This window comes from Crateriforma conspicua (genome assembly GCF_007752935.1).
GTDB classification, from domain to species: Bacteria; Planctomycetota; Planctomycetia; order Pirellulales; family Pirellulaceae; genus Crateriforma; species Crateriforma conspicua.
This window is the reverse complement of the sequence record NZ_CP036319.1, coordinates 2,791,642-2,808,790: the sequence shown is the minus strand read 5'-3', so window position 1 is coordinate 2,808,790 and position 17,149 is coordinate 2,791,642. Positions and strand designations below refer to the sequence as shown.

The window sequence follows — 17,149 nt, the reverse complement described above, 5'->3', positions numbered from 1 at the left end:
CGGATTTTCCACTCCATCCCGCATCAAAAAACGCGAGGCATCCATGACTCTGATCGAAGCCATCCACGCACGGCAAATTCTGGACAGCCGCGGCAACCCGACCGTCGAATGTGACGTCATGTTGGAAGACGGTGCCGTCGGCCGCGCCGCGGTGCCCAGCGGTGCCAGCACCGGTGTCCACGAAGCTTGGGAACTGCGTGACGGCGACAAGTCGTTCTTCATGGGCAAAGGCGTTTCGCAAGCGGTTGAAAACGTCAACACCACGATCGCCGAAGCCCTGCAAGGCATGGACGCGACCGACCAAGCCGCCGTCGACCATCGCATGTTGGAACTGGACGGCACGCCGAACAAGAAAAACTTGGGCGCCAACGCGATCCTGGGTGTTTCGCTGGCCGTCGCCCACGCCGCCGCTTCGTCGACCGACCAACAACTGTATCGCTACCTGGGCGGTGCCGGCGCCCGCATGTTGCCCGCCCCGATGATGAACATCATCAACGGTGGTGAACACGCCGACAACAGCGTCGACGTTCAAGAATTCATGGTCATGCCCCTGGGCTTTGACCGCTTCAGCGACGCGCTTCGCTGCGGCACGGAGATCTTCCACAACCTGAAAAAGGTCTTGTCGGGCAAGGGTTACAACACCGCCGTGGGTGACGAAGGCGGTTTCGCGCCGGACTTGAAGAGCAACCAGGAAGCTCTGGACGTCATCATGCAAGCGATCGACCAAGCGGGCTACAAAGCCGGCGAACAAGTCTGGATCGCTTTGGATGCCGCGTCGACCGAGTTCTATGACGCCGATGCCAAGCAATACTCGATCGATGGCAAAAAGCTGTCGGGCGACGAAATGGTCGACTTCTTGGCCGACTGGTGCAGCAAGTACCCGATCTGCAGCATCGAAGACGGTTGCAGCGAAGACGACTGGGAAACCTGGAAGAAGCTGACCGACAAGATCGGCGACAAGGTTCAATTGGTCGGCGACGATTTGTTCGTCACCAACGTCGAACGGCTGCAACGCGGGATCGACGAAGGCATCGGCAACAGCATCCTGATCAAGGTCAACCAGATCGGAACGCTGACCGAAACCATCGACGCGATCCATTTGGCCGGCCGTAACGGTTACACCTCGGTGACCAGCCACCGCAGTGGTGAAACCGAAGATTCGACCATCGCCGATTTGGCCGTGGCTCTGTCGACCGGACAAATCAAGACCGGTTCGGCCAGCCGTAGTGACCGGATGGCGAAGTACAACCAATTGCTTCGTATCGAAGAAGCCTTGGGCGATCACGCCCTGTACGGTGGCCCGCTGTTTGCTGCCAAACTGAAGGGCTAGGGCCACAGACCCCGAGCCGCAGGTTCCGCCGTTTCGGCGATGTGACCGAACGCTAACTTTCGCGGAGCGAAAGGCGACTTTGTGAGCCGCAAGGCGCTAGCCGCGGGTTCCGCTGTTTCGGCAACGTGACTGAACGCTACTTTCGCGGAGCGAAAGGCGACTTTGTGAGCCGCAGGGCGCTAGCCGCGGGTACCGCTGTTTCGGCAACGTGACTGAACGCTACTTTCGCGGAGCGAAAGGCGACTTTGTGAGCCGCAGGGCGCTAGCCGCGGGTACCGCTGTTTCGGCACTGCACCCGACGCTGGCATGTTCGGCTAAGACGTGCACTTCACCCTCCCGCCTTGCGGGAGGGTCGGAATCGAGGAACGAGATTCCGGGGAGGGCCCGCCGAACGCTAACTTTCGCGGAGCGAAAGCCGACGATGGGCGGTCCGTTACGATACAAATGTCTGAACGCTTCTTCTTTTCCCGCGTCGACTGCCGATGTATCAAACGCTTGCCGAACGCCCATTGATGACGATGGCGATGCTGGGGATCGTCGTCGCCGCATGCGTCGCCGCCTGGCTGAAGACTGGGCGCCGTGACGTATTGATTGCCGCCATCATCGGTGCCTGCCTGGTCCCGGCAGCCGGCTACCTGGCGGACGTCTTGGTCACCGACCGTGAACAGATCGAACAAATCGTTTACGAAGTCGCCGAGGCGGTGGAAAACAACGACGTCGACACCGCCGTTTCTTACCTTCGCAGCGAGTCGCTGCGGCGCCGCGCCGCCGATGAATTGTCGCGATACCGTTTCAGCATGGCGCGAGTCAATCAATTGCGCCGGGTCGATCTGATCAAAAACAGCTTTCCGCCGGAGGCCGAGGTTGAACTGTCGGTCAAAGTCGACGTCAGTGAACGCAGCGGCGCGCTGCAAAACGTTCGTGTCGTCCGCCGATTGGTGTTGAAATTCGTCAAGGTCGGTGACGGTGACGACGGCAAAGGTGACTGGAAAGTCATCGATTACGCTCATTTCCCGATCACGGGAGGTGCGGATTCCTATTCCACTCAATTCTCCGGTGCAAACGCCGGTTACTGATCACATCGCCTATGTTCATCACTCTTGACGGCATCGACGGTGTCGGAAAATCCACCCAGATCGCCCGCTTGGCAGAACACCTGACATCGCTGGGGCAGGACGTGTTGACCGTGCGTGATCCCGGCAGCACGGACATCGGATCCAAGTTGCGATCGTTGCTTTTGGACAGTGATCTGACCATGCACCGGCGGACCGAAGCGATGCTGTTCATGGCCAGCCGCTGTGAAATGGTGGAAACCATCATCCGCCCCGCTCTGGACGCAGGACGTTGGGTGATCAGCGACCGTTTTTTGTTGTCGACCGTTGTCTATCAAAGTGTCGGAGGTGATGTTCCGCCGGACTTGCTGTGGAAACTGGGCGAAGCCGCCAACGATTGGCTGTGCCCCGATGTGACGATCCTGTTGGACATGCCCGCCGAAGCATCGATGCGGCGACTCGATCGCCCCGCCGACCGCATGGAATCACGCGGGCTGGATTACCTGGAAACCGTCCGGCAAGCGTTCCTGGATCAACTGCCCCACAGCAGCCCTCGCAACGTCGTCATCGACGCCGATCGTGATATCGACGCGGTGACCGACGACGTGTTGGCGCTGTTTGCGTCCCAGGCGTCGACCTGATCGAACGACGCGTCGATTTGGACAAGGTTTGGACGAATCGATAAGGCGACGAACGAATCGACGCACCCGGCCTTGGTTCACTTCGTCCAGCCCATCGGGATGTCACAATAGCTTCATCGCAATGGTGTTTCCTTCGTTCGACGCATGAGATTTCCCGTGGCATTATCGGTATCGATCACGCGTGGCTTGTCCGGCGTCATGCTGGCCCTGCTGTTTTATTCCGCATTCCTTGGCATCTACACTCCCGCGTCGGCGGACGACGGTGATTGGCAATCGCTGTTCGACGGCAAAACGCTGTCCGGATGGCACGTCCGATGTCGTCCCGAAGACAACGACAAACGTGGTTATTGGCGAGTCGAAGACGGCGTGATCTTGGCGCAGGGCAAGTCACCCGATCGGCATCACTACATCTGGTTGTTGACCGACAAAGAATACGACGACTTTGAATTGAAACTGAAAGTCCAGACCTTTGCCGACTGCAAGGGCAACAGTGGTGTTCAAGTCCGCAGCCGTTATGACGATGACGCGTTTTGGCTGGACGGCCCCCAGATCGACATTCACCCGGCCGGTCCCTGGCGCAGCGGATTCATCTACGACGAAACCCGCAGTCGAAAAGTCTGGCTGTGGCCCGACGTTGGACGTCCCGCCAACGCCAAACCCGAACATGCCCCCGAGGGTTGGACGTGGCAACACGCGGGCGATTCCGATCACTGGAACGACATCCGCATTGTATGCCGGGGGACTCAGGTGCAATCCTTTGTCAACGGCATCAAAGTCGCGGACTTGGACGGCCGCGGCATCCTGGACGACGCCGATCACCGACGCCTGAACGTCGGCGTGAAAGGCCACATCGGCCTACAAATCCATCCCGGCCAAGACATCCACCTCCGCTTCAAAGACATCCACATCCGAACAATAAGGGGTCAGGCCTCTTTTCCTTCTCCCGTGCCGCCGAACTGACCGAACGAGGGGTGCAGAATAGAGACTAGGCCGAGACGAATTCGACCAGGGTCATCTTTGGCGTCGGCAACTTCAACAGGGGCGCGAACTCCGCGGTCGACTCATCAACCTCGGTCAACAGAGCCTCAAGTGCGTCCAGGTCCAAATCGCACAGGCGATTGAAACCGGCGTGGAATAGCTCGAATTCGGTCCACGCTTCGTCGGTGCACGACGGCAACATCGAAGCCAACGCCACGCAAGCGGCGGGCAATCGCGATTCGCCACCACTGAGCAATTCATCCAGTTCGGTGTGCTGGCCGATCAGATCGACAAAATCTTCGGGCAGATTCCAACGCTTGGCCAACATCGCCGCGGCCTCGGCGTGGTCCCAGCCGAACATCTCACGCTCCAGGCCACTCAGCCGTCGGCCTTCGGCGACGCGTCGTTCGACCAGCGTTTCGTACTGCGCCGGCAATTCCTTCAACAACAGCGGGATCGCCATGTCCTGCAACAACGCACCGGCGAACAACTCTTCCGCGTTGGCCAGCTTCAACGTGCGGCCCAGTTTGCGAGCGAACACGGCGCGGCGAAGCGAATCTTGCCACAAGCCTTTCAGATCGAACGGACCAAATTTCGGGTTCGGAATGACGCTGAACACGGCGTTCCAGAGCGCGAAGTTCGTGATCGCTCGGGTGCCGACCAAAGTCAACGCTTGTTGGATGCTGGTGATTTCACGGCTGAACCCGAAGTACGACGAGTTGACGAATTTCAAGACTTGTCCCATCAGTCCCGGGTCGGCTTCGATCGGCCGAGCAAACTCGGGCGGCCCCGCATCGCTGCGTTGCGAAAGCTGAAGCAACCGGATCGCACTGGTGGGCAGCGCGGGCAGCAGATCGCTGCGGAAGACTTCTTCAAGCGACGTGTTCTGGGTGGCGGTCGACATTCGGCAAAGGTCCGTGACTTGAAGTACCCCGAAAGGACGGGCTGATCGTCCGATTGACAACGACGGTTTCGGCGCGGCGCGAACCGTCGATGAAAACCTAGGTCACATCCGTGCGACGCGTTGTCCTAGCGACGACAGCTTTGCCGAATCGATGGCCCGCCGGTTCGGGTCATAGCGGTTTTTGCGTCACCGGGTCAGCGACGGCCGCATTGCCGCGTGAACCGCCGCCCCCCGCCTGCTGTCGCGATGCGACCACCCTTGTCGAATCGATGCAACATCACGGTGTTGTGTCCGCGCATCATCACTCTGGTCGCCAATTCGGTAAGGCCGAAAACGCCAATGACGTAAACGCTTATCCAGAAAAGACTTCCGTCGCCACCAAAGACATGCGGCAGCGGTTCCGGCCTGGGGCGTGCAATCGCGTTTGGCATGATCCGCCTGACTTTGACCGCTGACGACCGCCAATGGATGAAACGCCGATTGCTGCGCAGCGTCCGCTGCTGTGGGCTGATGGCCATCCTGTCGATTGCGGCGCAAGTCAGCAATGTTCCGCCGGCACCGCAGGCCCAAGCGGAGGCCGAAAAAGCCGTCGGATCCGTCCCCGGCACATCATTGGATGCCCCGGCGATGCCAATCTCCGCCCCGGCGATGCCGCCGCAGACCGGCGACACGACGGATTTATCCAGCCCGCGCAGCGTGCCGCCGGTGGGTTGGCGGCGGACCAATCGGGGATGGGAACGTGCGGAGGACTGGGCTTGGCAATACGGCGCCGTCGCCGCCAAGGACCGAACCTTGGATCAGTGGATCGATCACCAAGAACAGGCCGAACCCGGCTGGATCGCCAAGCCGATGGCGTGGCTGCGCGGCATCCCACCGTTGGGGATCGCGGCACTTCAGATCATCGCGGTCTATCTGATCTATCGTCAGTGCCCCCGGTCGGCGGAGCGGCGAAAAACACAGAGCCCTGCGGCCTGAGCCCCCCGGTCAAAACCAGCTCCAAAGGTCCGCCGCCAACCGCCGGGATTCCCCGTGGCGGAGTGCCGATCCGGCGCCCTTGACCGTTTGGCAAGCGTCGGGCTACGCTTCCGCCTCGTCTTTTTGCACTTTGCCTCTATTTTTCGCAGCAATCGGGACGAAGGACGTACGACGTCCTGGACCCCGCACGGCCGATTTTGGCGGCCAGCGGACGCGGTCTGGAACCCGCTGTGAAAGGCTGAATCCCCGGAGAAATCCCTTTGTCGACTGCTTCCAATAAATTCGTCCAAGACATGATCGAAGCCGGTGTCCACTTCGGTCACCGCACCAGCCTTTGGAACCCGAAGATGGCACCGTACATCTTCGGCCGCAAGAACCAGATCCACGTGCTGGATATCCGCGAAACCCTGCGTGGTTTGTTGCGGGCCAAGAAATACCTGAGCCAAGTCGCCGCCGGCGGCAGTCTGATCCTGTTCGTGGGAACCAAACGTCAAGCCGGCGAAGCGATCGAAAGCGAATCGCTGCGTTGCGGCATGCCTTTCGTCAGCGAACGTTGGTTGGGTGGCACGTTGACCAATTTCCGTACCATCCGCAGCCGACTGGGTCGTCTGGAAGAATTGGAAACCCTGCGTAGCGGCGATGAAATCAATAACTACAGCAAAAAGATGCAGTCGTCGCTGACTCGCGAGTACCGCAAGATGTACCGCAACCTGAATGGTTTGCGGACCATGAACCGCTTGCCCGAAGCGATGTTCATTGTCGACCCCGGCAAGGAACGCAACGCGGTGCGCGAAGCCAAGCGTTTGGGCATCACCACGGTTGCCCTGATCGATACCGACAGCGATCCGTCGCAAATCGATTTGCCGATCCCCGGCAACGATGACGGGATCCGCAGCATCGAGTTGATCCTGCACCAACTGGCCGACGCGGTAAACCAAGGCAAGGGCCAAGCCCAAACCGAAGCCGCCACCTCCGGCCAAGCTCAGCCGGCTGCCGAAGCACAGCCCGCTGCTGCCGCACCGGCCCCCGAAGCCACCCCGGAATCGTAAGCCAACGGCTTGGCCGATCCCATCGGCTGGCCGGCCAGGGTTTTGCCCCGTCCGAAACGATGGTCTGAACCCCGCCGGTCGGCGAGACGTCCTTTTTAAATCACCGCCACGATACCGACGCTCCGCGCTTTGACGTGAACGCCGAAGGAGTCCGTCCAGACACCCCACGCCCCTCGGTCGCCCATGCGTCCGAGGGCCGCGCATGGCCGGATCACTGGATCTCCGAACCTGGCGGCGTTGACCGGAAATTCTTCCGCGTCGCGACGGGGCATCGATCACGCGGCAATCGTGTCGTCATGACTTGGCGACCGACCCGACAATGCCCTCGGATCGGCACCATGGGTGCCCACACCGCAAGCCGTTACGGTCGTCTGACCCGACATTTGTGCTTCACGGCCGCCGCTCCGGTGCAGACACCTGTCGCGACGACCGGCGCAATGTCGGCGTTCACAGAACACGCGGCTGATCAGCCACACTCGTGCCCGTCCGCCGGTGGTCCCGTGCCCCGATTCGCGGCTCAATCCCCATTCAAACTTTCTCACTCGACCAATCTCTGAATTCAACCACAGGAAGATTAAGTCATGACGATTTCTGCTAAGGCGGTTGCCGAACTGCGCAAGACAACCGGCGCCGGAATGATGGACTGCAAGAAGGCGTTGGAAGAATCCGGCGGCGACATCGATGGCGCACTGGAATACCTTCGCAAGAAGGGCCAAAAGGTTGCCGAAAAGCGTGCCGACCGTGACGCCAACGAAGGCGTCGTGGCCATCGTGACCGACGACAACAAGGCGTTGGTGTTGGCACTTAGCTGCGAAACCGACTTCGTTGCCAAGAACGAATCGTTCGTCGAATTGGCCACCGACATCGCCAAGACCGCCCTGGCCAATGGCGCGTCCACCGCCGACGAAGTCAGCGCGATGACCTATGGCGACAACACCGTGGCCGAACGTTTGGTCCAGGAAACGGGCAAGATCGGTGAAAAGATCGAAGTCAGCGATTGCCAAGTGATCGAAGGTGACAACATCGCCACCTACGTCCACGCCGGCAGCAAGATCGGCGTCCTGGTCGCTTACAAGGACGGCGGCAAAGACGGTGCCAGCGATTTCTTCCGCAGCGTTGCCATGCACATCGCCGCGATGAAGCCGCAGATTTTGCACCCCAGCGAATTCGATCCGGAATTCGTCGCCAAGGAAACCGAGGCTCTGCGGGCACAAATCATCGCCGAGAACGAGCTGAACGAAAAAGAAAATCTGGGCAAGCCGCAGAAGAACGTGCCCCAGTACGCCAGCCGCAGCCAATTGACCCCCGAAGTCTTGGCGGCGACCGAGGATGCGATCAAAGCCGAACTGAAAGCCGAAGGCAAACCGGAAAAGATCTGGGACAAGATCGTGCCCGGAAAGCTGGAACGCTTCATCGCCGACAACACCTTGCTGGACCAAGAACGCTGCTTGCTTAGCCAGTTCTTCGCGCTCGACGACAGCAAGACCGTCGAAACCGCGGTCAAGGAATTTCATCCCGACGCCGAAGTGATCGCGTTCCGCCGCGTCGCCGTCGGCTGATTCGACCGCATCGGGATCCTCCCGATCCGATCAGGTTCGACACGCCAATTCAAATTCTCTGGCGTGTCGAACCGGCGATAGAAATCTGACGTCGGCAATCGTTCTTCCACCAACTTCTCCGTGACGCCACACCATGACCAGCGAACCGATGTCGGATCCGAATTTGCGATACCGCCGCGTGATTTTGAAACTCAGCGGCGAAAGCCTGGCCGACGCGGGACAGCGTGGGATCAGCGGTGAAGAACTCAGTGCGATTGCGGCCCAAGTCAAACAGGCCCACGAATCTGGTTGCCAAATCGCCGTCGTCGTCGGCGGTGGGAACATCCTGCGTGGCGCCCAGTTTTCCGGCAGCAACGCGGTCGTCCAAGAAGCCACCGCCCACTACATGGGCATGCTGGCGACGGTGATGAACAGCGTTGCGATGCAGGACGCTTTGGAATCCATCGGTTGCCCGACTCGCGTCATGGCCGCGCTGCGGATCGATCGCGTTTGCGAAAGCTTCATCCGCCGGCGCGCCATTCGTCATCTGGAAAAGGGACGCGTCATCGTGCTGGCCGCCGGCATCGGCAGCCCCTTTGTGACCACCGACACGGCGGCCGCCCAGCGGGCACTGGAATTGGATGCCGACATCGTCTTGAAAGCCACTCGAGTGGACGGCGTTTACAGCGATGATCCGGAAAAGAACCCCCATGCGGTTCTGTACGAATCGCTGTCTTACAAAGAAGTCGTCGAAAAGAACTTAAGGGTCATGGATGCGACGGCGATCGCGTTGTGCCGCGAACACGATAAACCGATCCTGGTGTTCAACTTCAAAACCGACGGCAACATCGTCCGCGCCGTCCGCGGCGACAACGTGGGCACCCGCATCAGCGTCTAGCATCCTGGCCTTTCGCTTCTCCCCAGCATCGCCTTGCGCTCTGCGGAAGCAGTGCCGCATTCCCGATTCAAGCCTTCACAAGCTTGCGAAACTTTGCCCACGACAACGTGTTGACCACGTCGTCCTTGGTCAGACCACCGCGACGCGCCTGACAGATCCCGAACCGCATCACATCCAACCCACCGGTGCTGTGGGCATCCGTGCTGATCACGATCGGCACGCCCAACTTCTTTGCGGCCGCCACGTGCACATCGTTTAGATCCAAACGAGCCGGATTGGCGTTCAATTCCATGATCGTGTCGTGCTCCTTGGCGGCATGCAGCACCGCGTCCATGTCGACTTCGTAGGGCGGACGCCGGTTGATCAGACGGCCGGTCGGGTGCGCGATGCAGTCGACGTGTGGGTTTTCGATCGCTCCTAAAATTCGTTCGGTGATCTGGTCGCGAGGCTGTTTCTGTCCGTAGTGAACGCTGGCAATGATCCAGTCGCCTTGGGCCAGAACATCATCGGGCAAATCCATACCGCCCTTTTCCAAGATGTCACATTCGATGCCCTTCAAGATCACCAACCGTCCGTCGTATTCCGACCGAATGTCATCGATCATCGCCCATTGTTCCAACAGCCGATCGGGATCCAGCCCGCCGGCCATCGTCACCCGCTGACTGTGATCGGTGATCGCGATGTACTTCAATCCGCGTTCGATCGCCGCGTCGGCCATTTCCCGCAGCGTCGCCGTACCATCGGTGGCATTGGTGTGCATGTGCAGGTCGCCCACGATGTCGTCCACATCGATCAAGTCGGGCAACTGATCGGACGACGCCCACTGGAATTCCTGGCGGTCTTCACGCAGCTCCGGTGCAATCCATGGCAACCCGATGGCTTCATAGACACCTTCTTCGGTGTTTCCCGCGATCGGCTGATCTTCGCCGTCGCGAAAGACGCCATATTCGTTGATCTTCAGCCCGCGTTCTTTGGCCAACCGCCGCGTATGAATGTTGTGGGCTTGGGAACCCGTAAAATACTGCAGTGCCGCACCGAACTGCTCTGGTGCAACCATTCGCATGTCGACTTGAAAGGCTTTGCCGACACGAATCGACACCTTCGTTTCGCCGCGCCCGATCGTTTGGGTGCGGTCGGCGTAGGCTTCGAAGTGATCCATCACCGCGTTTCGATTTTCGGGCGAATCTTTTTCGGCGACGACCAGCAAGTCCAAATCGCCGATGGTTTCTTTGCCGCGTCGATAGCTGCCCGCCCACTGCATCGTTTCGATCCCTTCGCACTGTTCCATGTGCCGACCGATCGCCCTAGCCAGCGAATCGCCCTCGGACCAGTAGATGCGTTCGGCCGACGCTTGGGCGATCTGAAGACCGTCCAGGATCGATGCTTGCGTTTTCTTGCCGAAGCCTTTCAGGTTGGCGACTTCGTCGGTCTGGCAGGCTTTACGCAAATCATCCAGCGACTGGATGTTCAATTCCTGTTGCAGCTTGACCGCTTTCTTGGCCCCCAGTCCGGGAATCCGTGCGATTTGAATCAGCACATCGGGGACTTGATCGCGAAGCTTTTCCAAAGCCGGCAATGACCCCGTGTCGATCAACGTCTGGCACTTTTCGACCAGCGTTTTTCCAATTCCCGGGACTTTCGCCAGATCACGATCGGGATCGGCAAGAATCGACTGGACGGATTCGTCCAGATCGCGAATCGCTCGCGCCCCGTTGGAATAGGCTCGGATGCGGAACGGGTTTTCGCCGCGGAATTCCATCAGCTCCGCGATTTCGTCGAATGCGGCCGCGATGCCTGCGTTGTCCATGCTGTTGTCCGTCGTCTGCCCTAGCGGCTGGTTCGAAAAACGGCCGACACTGCGGCAAGGATGCACGCGGTGCCGGCCGATGGGTTCAGCATGGCAGTTTACGACGCCGGAGCGTCGCGGACAGACCCTGGACTAACGGGCCTTGTACCACTTGTTGTTGACCTTCTTGGGTTGCCCGGTCGGCGGCGCGGTCGGACGCGCCACTTCGTAGCGATCTGCGGCGGCCCGGCCTTGGGGCTGCGGCGTGACAATGCCGGATCGATAATTCGATTCCATCGACGCTTCGCGAACCGGCACGGTGACCGTCGGGCGTTGGTTGCTGCCCGGTGACGGTCGTGCGGTAAACGTGTCGCCGTATCCACTGGTCGACTGGCCGGCGGACGGACTGGCCGATCCATTGGGACGCGTCAGCGGCGGTGCGGTCGGTCCGAACCCGCCCGATGAACGCATCCCCGCCGACGTCGACGGGGCGGTCGAAGGTCGCGCCGCGGCATTGCTGCGGTACGACGGCGGCGCCGGAATCGGCTGCACAGCGCCGTATCGCGTGGTGGGGGACATGCTGGTGTTGTTCAGATCGGCCGATGCACTGGGCACGGTCGAAGGCACCGTCGGCGGCAATGCGGTTTGTCCGGCGGCAGCGTCCAGTCGGCGACTCGCTTCCGGATCGCTGCTGCTTTTCAGCCGCCATTGGCCGTCGGCGGGAACGCCATCGGAACCGACCGGCGGGACGCTGGTCGACGGTGCGTATCCCGATCCGTAACGGTTGTCGGTGGCGGCGGAACCCTGTGGTGCGGCACCATTCAAACTGGGCTGGGTCATCGGCTGCAGATCGGCCGAAGCGGCCGGAGACGTGCCCATCGCGGCTGAACCTGTCAGCGGCGAACCGGTCAGCGGAGCCGAGGTCGATGGAATCGGTGCAACGTTGTAGCCGGGGCTGCTATACCCGCCGACTTGTCCAATGTTGCCGCCATAGCCGGGCGTCGTTTGGCAGGTCCCACCGGTCGACGGCACGATCGTGGTCGGTGGCGGCAACACGGTGGTCGTCGCGCCGCCCATCGGAGCTTGCAGCGAATTGTAGGGCGTCCGTTGAAGCTGTTGGACGGTCGATGCACAGCCTTGCTGAATGGTCACCGTGGTCCCGGTGATCGGATCGACGGTCGTCGCCGGACGGTAGTACGTCACGGGTGCCGGATAGTACGAACTGCGATAGTTCGTCCCAAACAGGTTGCTGAAGAACCGACGCAGTCCCGATTCACGTGGTTGCACCGGAGTCGCGTAGACCGGCGCGACACCGGTTGCCGGCAGCGCGCTGGGCGGAACCGGAACCACACCTGCGGCGCCACTGTTGACCGTCGGCGGCAACGTGGTCACCGGAACCTGGTAACTGGTCCGTGCTTGGTAGTTGGTCGGATAAACGTTGCCCGTTCCATAGATCGGGTTGGACGTTGTTGTCGCGCCGCGATAGGTCGACAAGGGAACCGAGTTGGCGGTGTAAGCCGACGTGACGGGCTGGCCGGTGTAGACCGAAGGGTTATCGATCGAGTACGTCGGCCGCTGCAGCGAATACGCCGAAGCCGTCGGTGTGGTGATCGGCAGCATGTACGACGTCTGGGCGTTGTACGCGGGTTGGCCGACAACAGGCGTGGCGATCGGCAAACTGCCTGGGGGTCGAGCGGCGGTGTAGGTGGGATACCCCGCGTATCCGGCGGCGTACACCGGCGTGGGTCGACCGTACAGCCAATCGGTCAGACAACATGCGTCGGCGACCGAACCGCTAAGCGGCGTCAGTGCGGCGGCAAGCAATGCGATCTTCGTGTGTCGGAATGGCATCCGATAGTCCCGTGCGTCGAAGTCAAAAGTGGATGACGAACCGGTGGTGCGACATCGGCTCGGTGTAAGTGGAGGACTTGACCATCAAAGAGTCAACGAAACTTGAGCAGTCGTGGGGGAAAAGCCTCGGGATCCCACGCGGCGATCACGGGTGGTGCCGGTTACGTTGATTTTTCCGGCGCCACACGCCCCGCCCGTGACACTACCGCGTGAAACTTCGTCGCCGTGAAACTTCATGTGGGCGTGTCGAACTGGTGGGTTGATCGATCCGTCACGACGAAGATCGCGTTGAAACCAACCGGTAGGATCCGCTTGTCCGGCGGACAGCCCCGTCGAATTGACCTACAATTCCGCCGGTCACACGATCGACCGTTTCATGACGCCGCATCCTCACGCCCCTCGCACCGAACACGACGCCCCACGTGCTGCAGCCATTCATCGAACTGCCACTGATTGTTCGCTGGATCATCCTGGCCCTTCTGGGGCTGGGCGGCGGCGTGCTGGCTAATCACGTGATTTACACCTGGTGTTGGTTCCCGCGTCCGATCAGCCCGTGGCGGCGAAGAGACCGGGCGTCAGAGCCGAACGAAGCCAAACCAACCGCCTTCGCGGCGACCGACCGGATTCCCTTGTTCGGATGGCTGATCCGATCCCGTCGTGATGCGTCGGCCTTTGGACGCTGGTTTTGGGTGCGGCCGTTGATGATCGAATTGGGGCTGATGATCGCCCTGCCGGCTTACTACCAATACACCTGTGTGGCCGGTGGCATGTTGCCGGAATCGTTCCGTGATGCGGCCACCGTGAACAATCTGGCCGGCTATTTGAATTGGATCTATCTGGCCCACGCGTTGTTGTTGATCTTGATGACCGCGGCGACGTTCATCGATTTTGACGAGCAAACGATCCCCGACTTGATCACCATTCCGGGCACGCTGATCGCCCTGACCATGGCAACGGCGTCACCTTGGATCTTCATGCCCGCACTGGTTCCCGGTGCCGGAGGCGTCCCGGCCAGTTTTCGTCCGATCACTTTCAGCCTGCCCGATCTGCCGGCCGATCCCAAGTGGTTCACGTCGACCGGATGGTGGACCGCGATTGCGATATGGTCGGGCTGGTGCTTTGCCCTGTCACACCGCCGCGTGATCTTGCGCAAAGGCTGGGCGAAAGCCGTAGAGTTTTTCTTGGCCGGCCTGGTCCGCTATCCGACATGGAAGTTGTTGATGGCCATGTGGCTGGTCGGACTGGTGGCAATCAGCGGCGTGTACTTGATGCGAGAAGAAATTTGGGGCGGCATCGCTTGGACCGGACTGTTGACGTCACTGTTCGGCTTGGCCGTGGGCGGGTCCGTTGTGTGGGCCATCCGCATCGTTGCCTCCGCCGCCATGGGTGTCGAAGCGATGGGCTTTGGCGACGTGACATTGATGGCGATGATCGGCGCCTTCGTCGGCTGGCAAGCTTCGATCGCCGCGTTCTTTTTGTCGCCGATTGCGGCAATCGCCATCGTCTTGGTCCAGTACGCGATCACGCGGGAATCCCGTGTGCCTTTCGGTCCCTACCTTTGTGCGGGGACCGTGCTGACGATGCTGTTTTGGGATCGCATTTATGCGGGGTACCTGGAATCAGTGTTGATCACGCTGGGCCCGTCACTGTTGTGGTTCGCCCTATCGATGTGTGGGCTGTTAGGCGTGATGCTGTTCGTCTGGGGACTGATCAAGAAAGCCGCCTTTCAATGATCGCTTTGCCGCAGCGGTGGGACCGGCACTTGAATTGAGTACCAGCGGTTCAATTTCGCTCCTCGGCGAATCGCCGTCCTTCGATGCACCGGCGTTTCGCCGCCACCTCGTTCGCTTCGTGCCAGTAACCGATCTCCGGTTCATCGATGTGCCAACAAAGGTGAATGATTCGCCGATCCAGCACGGCACGAAAATCGACATAGCCTTCGGCGTCGTCGTGCATCACCACGCCCAGTTTTGCCAGTTCATCCATGTGCCTCGCTAATCGGTCGCGATCCTGCTGAAGTGAATCGCGCACGTCATCGACTTCATCCACAAAGTCACGATGGCCCATCAACTCGTTGGCATCACGTTCATTCAAGCCAGCCAGTTGTTGATTCAACGCAGCAATTTCAAGACGCAGTTGCATCACGTCCTGGACAATTTGACGGACCAATGGCAGCGTTCGGTTGGCTTGTTCGGGCGTAAAGATTCGCGACGCGCCGATCAGATCGCGTCGCCCGGATCGCGGATGACGGTTGGGATCGGTGGGCGGATTGACGGCATGAACCATGATGACGATCCAGATTTATCGGCGAATGGATTGTTTGGCTGCGGTGATTCGATGGGTCAGGGTGATGTGCCGATCGCGGACCAGCGTACCCGGTCGACGAAAGCTCGTTTGATTCGAATGTTTCGCGATGGCTCGTCTGCTCCGCGAAGCTCCATGCTGTTGAATGTTCGACAGCCGATCGGTTTCCGCCGTCACGCCCATCGTGCTCACCGTCTGGTGATCCAACCGGTGGTCACGGCCGAACATTCACGACGACCATCAGAATCGTTCTCAGCGACACAAATCGCTCGGGCACCCTGTGCTGACCCTTCGGTCCGGCATCCTCGCCGTTCGAATCTGTTCCAAAATCCCCCCCTCCGAGCACGAAGCACCCACGATCACCACAGCGTTGCTCTCTCTTACAAAGGACGGATCCCGACGGTCTTCTGTTCGCCGGCCGGCGGAACCGGAATCGATTCGTGCGACATTCGGCCGCAGAACGGAAATTGGCTCTCCCAGCCCCCCCCAAAACGCTCACCCCCTGGTCCAATTCGTCTCAGTTTCGATGATCTTGGGTCGACGTGAGACCCTATGGATCAGGCAGGAAGAACCGAGAGTGCGGGCAACCGCAGCCCCATCGCGGCACAGGTGACCTGTCTGAAGGGGGACCGTGTTCGAAAAATTAAAAATCCGCCATTTTCGCGGCGGCAAGCGAAGAATCGGGCACAAATCGCGGGGATTCTGGTCCGTGGAGATACTTTTCCGGGTTTGTCAAGTCCGTTTTGCTTGACGTTTTGCTTGCGTGTCGTAGAGTGGAAGTGAACAGGACGCTGTGTTCAATAGGATTTTGCACGCAGACCGCGAACGTTCGGGCTCTGATCCAGCATCATTTGGATTCACCGCTCGATGATTCGTCTTACGATGCTCTGCCAGTTCTTTCCCTCCGAACCCAACAGCGATCACCGGAGTAAATGAATTGACCGGGTAACAAGGAATGAGTTGAAATGTTGGTTCTATCACGAAAGAAAAACGAGAGCATCGTGATCAACAACGACATCAAAATTGTCGTCGTTGAGATCCGAGGCGATAAGGTTCGCCTGGGTATCGAGGCTCCCCGCGAGGTGCCGGTGCACCGCCGCGAAGTTTACGACGCGATCCAAAAAAGTATGGAAGCGGGCGACCCCACGGTCGAACCGTAAGCGTTCTCCGATTCACGGCGGCTTCGGCCCGCCATCTGATTTCGACGCGGACCGACGTTGCCAATGGCGTCGGCCGTTTCGATTGACCGCCCAGGTCCTGTGCCCCTCACGCGGTCGGGCAAAGATCGTTTTAGGGACCTTTGGTTTTGGGGATCTTCCCCCTTCGCCCCCGTCGAAGGATTGTTCGCCACCAGTGCCGATAATCCTTCGGACAACTTTCATAAATGACGGTCGAGCGGCTTGACGGATTCACGGGTTCTTGGTTTGATACCGCCCACGTCAGCCAAGGCATTGCCGCTCGCGTGTTAACGCGTGGTTGATTCGTCTTCTTGACGAATTCCGAAGATTCAGGTGTAGAGAATCTGCGGCTTCGGCCGATTCGTTCTCTGACCTGGGCAATCAAAACGGCCCCTTCGTCTAGCGGTCTAGGACATCGCCCTTTCACGGCGGTAACACGGGTTCGAGTCCCGTAGGGGTCACTGCAATCGAAACCGCGATTCCGATTCGTTCGGGATCGCGGTTTTTTCATGCGCCCCCCCAACCCAGCCGACCAAGACCTTTTCCCCGTGGGAAAGTCCGCGATTGATGACCACGGCGTGACCGATTCACGTTCTTCATTGCGTGATTGACTCACTGATCTTCGTCGGTCACCAAAGATTAATGGGATCCCCCCACCGCCACGT

The 17,149-nt window shown here is 59.9% G+C and carries 14 protein-coding genes and 1 tRNA gene; 11 read left to right on the top strand and 4 right to left on the bottom strand.

What is annotated here, in order from left to right:
- Positions 1–43 precede the first annotated feature (43 nt).
- From eno to Mal65_RS10695, 4 genes are all read left to right on the top strand, one after another.
- A complete protein-coding gene (gene eno, locus Mal65_RS10710) occupies positions 44–1,330 on the top strand; it encodes a phosphopyruvate hydratase (protein WP_145297057.1) in 1,287 nt (428 codons plus the stop codon).
- Positions 1,331–1,812: 482 nt separating this feature from the next.
- Positions 1,813–2,406, top strand: coding sequence for a hypothetical protein (locus Mal65_RS10705; protein ID WP_145297054.1), 594 nt, complete (start codon positions 1,813–1,815; stop codon positions 2,404–2,406).
- 11 nt (positions 2,407–2,417) lie between these two features.
- Positions 2,418–3,023 carry a dTMP kinase gene (tmk, locus tag Mal65_RS10700; protein WP_145297051.1) on the top strand — a complete coding sequence of 202 codons (606 nt, stop codon included), beginning with the start codon at positions 2,418–2,420 and terminating at the stop codon, positions 3,021–3,023.
- A 144-nt stretch (positions 3,024–3,167) separates the two neighbouring features.
- Positions 3,168–3,983, top strand: a complete 816-nt coding sequence (locus tag Mal65_RS10695) for a 3-keto-disaccharide hydrolase (protein ID WP_145297048.1) — start codon at positions 3,168–3,170, stop codon at positions 3,981–3,983.
- Positions 3,984–4,008: 25 nt separating this feature from the next.
- On the opposite strand, the gene Mal65_RS10690 is transcribed toward Mal65_RS10695, so the two are convergent.
- On the bottom strand, positions 4,009–4,905 hold the full coding sequence (locus Mal65_RS10690; RefSeq protein WP_145297046.1) for an HDOD domain-containing protein: 897 nt from the start codon (positions 4,903–4,905) through the stop codon (positions 4,009–4,011).
- A gap of 429 nt (positions 4,906–5,334) precedes the next feature.
- Here Mal65_RS10690 and Mal65_RS10685 point away from each other — a divergent pair, with 429 nt between their 5' ends.
- The 4 genes from Mal65_RS10685 (at position 5,335) to pyrH (ending at position 9,365) form a co-directional block, all read left to right on the top strand.
- Positions 5,335–5,880 (top strand): hypothetical protein, encoded by a 546-nt coding sequence (locus tag Mal65_RS10685; protein ID WP_145297043.1) that lies wholly within the window; start codon positions 5,335–5,337, stop codon positions 5,878–5,880.
- A 293-nt stretch (positions 5,881–6,173) separates the two neighbouring features.
- Positions 6,174–6,929: a 30S ribosomal protein S2 gene (gene rpsB, locus Mal65_RS10680; protein ID WP_145304835.1), complete on the top strand. Its 756-nt coding sequence runs from the start codon at positions 6,174–6,176 to the stop codon at positions 6,927–6,929.
- 581 nt (positions 6,930–7,510) lie between these two features.
- Positions 7,511–8,488 carry a translation elongation factor Ts gene (gene tsf, locus Mal65_RS10675; protein ID WP_145297040.1) on the top strand — a complete coding sequence of 326 codons (978 nt, stop codon included), beginning with the start codon at positions 7,511–7,513 and terminating at the stop codon, positions 8,486–8,488.
- 133 nt (positions 8,489–8,621) lie between these two features.
- Entirely contained in the window at positions 8,622–9,365 is a 744-nt protein-coding gene (gene pyrH, locus Mal65_RS10670; protein ID WP_231131339.1) for a UMP kinase, read from the top strand.
- A gap of 67 nt (positions 9,366–9,432) precedes the next feature.
- Here pyrH and polX read toward each other — a convergent pair whose 3' ends face one another.
- Together polX and Mal65_RS10660 are read right to left on the bottom strand one after the other, a co-directional pair.
- Positions 9,433–11,172 carry a DNA polymerase/3'-5' exonuclease PolX gene (polX, locus tag Mal65_RS10665; RefSeq protein WP_145297037.1) on the bottom strand — a complete coding sequence of 580 codons (1,740 nt, stop codon included), beginning with the start codon at positions 11,170–11,172 and terminating at the stop codon, positions 9,433–9,435.
- Positions 11,173–11,304: 132 nt separating this feature from the next.
- Positions 11,305–13,002: a hypothetical protein gene (locus Mal65_RS10660; protein WP_145297034.1), complete on the bottom strand. Its 1,698-nt coding sequence runs from the start codon at positions 13,000–13,002 to the stop codon at positions 11,305–11,307.
- 422 nt (positions 13,003–13,424) lie between these two features.
- On the opposite strand from Mal65_RS10660, the gene Mal65_RS10655 reads away from it, so the two are divergent.
- The gene (locus Mal65_RS10655; RefSeq protein ID WP_174820152.1) at positions 13,425–14,735 is read left to right on the top strand and encodes a prepilin peptidase; all 1,311 of its coding nucleotides are present in this window, start codon (positions 13,425–13,427) and stop codon (positions 14,733–14,735) included.
- Positions 14,736–14,784: 49 nt separating this feature from the next.
- Here the strand turns inward: Mal65_RS10655 and Mal65_RS10650 are convergent, their stop codons facing one another.
- A complete protein-coding gene (locus Mal65_RS10650; protein ID WP_145297031.1) occupies positions 14,785–15,288 on the bottom strand; it encodes a DUF2203 domain-containing protein in 504 nt (167 codons plus the stop codon).
- Between the two features lie 983 nt (positions 15,289–16,271).
- On the opposite strand from Mal65_RS10650, the gene csrA reads away from it, so the two are divergent.
- A complete protein-coding gene (gene csrA / locus Mal65_RS10645; RefSeq protein ID WP_145297028.1) occupies positions 16,272–16,466 on the top strand; it encodes a carbon storage regulator CsrA in 195 nt (64 codons plus the stop codon).
- Positions 16,467–16,872: 406 nt separating this feature from the next.
- Positions 16,873–16,945 (top strand) — tRNA-Glu (locus tag Mal65_RS10640).
- The last annotated feature ends 204 nt before the right edge of the window (positions 16,946–17,149 follow it).

Excerpts from the sequence above, each read along its gene's own strand:
- Mal65_RS10650 (WP_145297031.1), bottom strand. The coding sequence starts at position 15,288 with ATGGTTCATGCCGTCAATCCGCCCACCGATCCCAACCGTCATCCGCGA.
- tmk (WP_145297051.1), top strand. The coding sequence starts at position 2,418 with ATGTTCATCACTCTTGACGGCATCGACGGTGTCGGAAAATCCACCCAG.
- Mal65_RS10705 (WP_145297054.1), top strand. The coding sequence starts at position 1,813 with ATGTATCAAACGCTTGCCGAACGCCCATTGATGACGATGGCGATGCTG.
- eno (WP_145297057.1), top strand. The coding sequence starts at position 44 with ATGACTCTGATCGAAGCCATCCACGCACGGCAAATTCTGGACAGCCGC.
- tsf (WP_145297040.1), top strand. The coding sequence starts at position 7,511 with ATGACGATTTCTGCTAAGGCGGTTGCCGAACTGCGCAAGACAACCGGC.
- pyrH (WP_231131339.1), top strand. The coding sequence starts at position 8,622 with ATGACCAGCGAACCGATGTCGGATCCGAATTTGCGATACCGCCGCGTG.
- csrA (WP_145297028.1), top strand. The coding sequence starts at position 16,272 with ATGTTGGTTCTATCACGAAAGAAAAACGAGAGCATCGTGATCAACAAC.
- Mal65_RS10690 (WP_145297046.1), bottom strand. The coding sequence starts at position 4,905 with ATGTCGACCGCCACCCAGAACACGTCGCTTGAAGAAGTCTTCCGCAGC.
- polX (WP_145297037.1), bottom strand. The coding sequence starts at position 11,172 with ATGGACAACGCAGGCATCGCGGCCGCATTCGACGAAATCGCGGAGCTG.
- rpsB (WP_145304835.1), top strand. The coding sequence starts at position 6,174 with ATGATCGAAGCCGGTGTCCACTTCGGTCACCGCACCAGCCTTTGGAAC.
- Mal65_RS10685 (WP_145297043.1), top strand. The coding sequence starts at position 5,335 with ATGATCCGCCTGACTTTGACCGCTGACGACCGCCAATGGATGAAACGC.
- Mal65_RS10660 (WP_145297034.1), bottom strand. The coding sequence starts at position 13,002 with ATGCCATTCCGACACACGAAGATCGCATTGCTTGCCGCCGCACTGACG.
- Mal65_RS10695 (WP_145297048.1), top strand. The coding sequence starts at position 3,168 with ATGAGATTTCCCGTGGCATTATCGGTATCGATCACGCGTGGCTTGTCC.